Annotated in this window: 1 protein-coding gene; it reads left to right on the forward strand. The window is 31.6% G+C overall.

Features of this window, described 5'->3' with window-relative positions; all coding sequences use genetic code 11:
* The first annotated feature begins 254 nt into the window (after positions 1-254).
* A complete protein-coding gene (locus CLLI_RS03750; RefSeq protein WP_106062907.1) occupies positions 255-1,433 on the forward strand; it encodes an IS110 family RNA-guided transposase in 1,179 nt (392 codons plus the stop codon).
* Positions 1,434-1,569: the final 136 nt, after the last annotated feature.

The raw sequence follows: 1,569 nt of genomic DNA on the forward strand, positions 1-1,569 counted from the left end.
CCTTGTATAATGAACATATAGTAAAAATTCATTATACTTTTCCTTTCTTAAAGATTTTTACTATAATTATCATAAGACGCTGTGGATTAGTTTTATCACCTATAGCTAGACTATTTTAATTGAGGATCTAACCACCGTCTTATGCTTATTTGTTAATTAGTTAGATAACGCATGACGTTTTATATAGAGCAAGGATACATTTAGCATAAGATTTGTGGAACATAGCGGATTAATACTATAAAGGAGTTGTTCTTATGATTTATGTTGGCATTGATGTAGCTAAAGATAAACATGATTGTTGTATTATTGATTCAGATGGTGTTATTTATCATGATTCTTTACGTATATCCAATTCCCATGAAGGTTTTGAAAAACTATATTCTTCAATACTTTCTGTCCTACCTAACAAGGATATCTCTAACGTAAAAATAGGACTTGAATCAACAGGTCATTATAGCACTAATCTCCAAAACTTTTTGTATGCTAAAGGTTTTAAATTATCAATTCTTAACCCTTTAGCTACAAGTCTTTTCCGTAAGGCCCAAACCCTTAGGAAAACTAAAACCGATAAAACCGATGCTTTAGTTATTGCTAAAATGCTCTTTTCTGATGATACAAAATCCTATTCTCCTGTATCATACCAGATTCAAGAGCTAAAGTCACTAACTAGACACAGATATCGTTTAATTGGTTATCGCTCCAAGTTAAAAGTATCAATAACAAGGCTTATAGATATTATTTTCCCTGAATTACCTAAATACGTTTGGTCTATACATCAGAGTTCTTCTTATAGCCTCCTATCGGAACTTCCAGGTCCAAAGGATATAGCTAATTGCCATCTAACTAAGCTTACTAATATTTTGAGTAAAGCTTCTAGAGGTAAATATGGAAAATGTAAAGCTATCGCTTTAAAGGAAGCTGCGAGTACTTCTATTGGAACTAGTACTAGATCTTTATCTTTTGAACTACAGCAAACTATTAGGTTAATTCAATCAGTTCAATCTGAAATTGATGCTTTAGACCTTCAAATAAAAGAAGTTGTTACCGAAATAAATTCTCCTATAATGAGTATTCCTGGAATCTCATATACCTTAGCCGCTATTATACTAGCTGAGATTGGAGATATTGCGAGATTTACTGAACCAGCTAAACTGTTAGCTTTTGCCGGTTTAGATCCATCTACGTATCAATCTGGTAAATATACAGCTTCACATACACCAATGGTTAAGCGTGGCTCTACTTATCTTCGCTGGGCTATCCTTATTGCATCTAGAACTGTTTCTATGAGAGACTCTACTTTTGCTGAGTATCTGTCAAAGAAACAGGCTGAAGGTAAGCATTATTATGTTGCTATGAGCCATGTTGCTAAAAAACTAATACGTGTTATTTTTCATCTTTTAAAAACCAACACTACATTTGTTCCACAAATGTAAATATTATTTTAAATGTAATTTTTTTAAAAGTAATCTTTGATTGCTCTTTTTGTCATGCTCTTTTTTATTAATTAAACATTAATCAAACAACTATAAAAATCTTTTAACTTTTACTTGACTTCATATAGTTAGTCTC

The organism is Clostridium liquoris (genome assembly GCF_002995785.1).
GTDB classification, from domain to species: Bacteria; Bacillota; Clostridia; order Clostridiales; family Clostridiaceae; genus Clostridium_AO; species Clostridium_AO liquoris.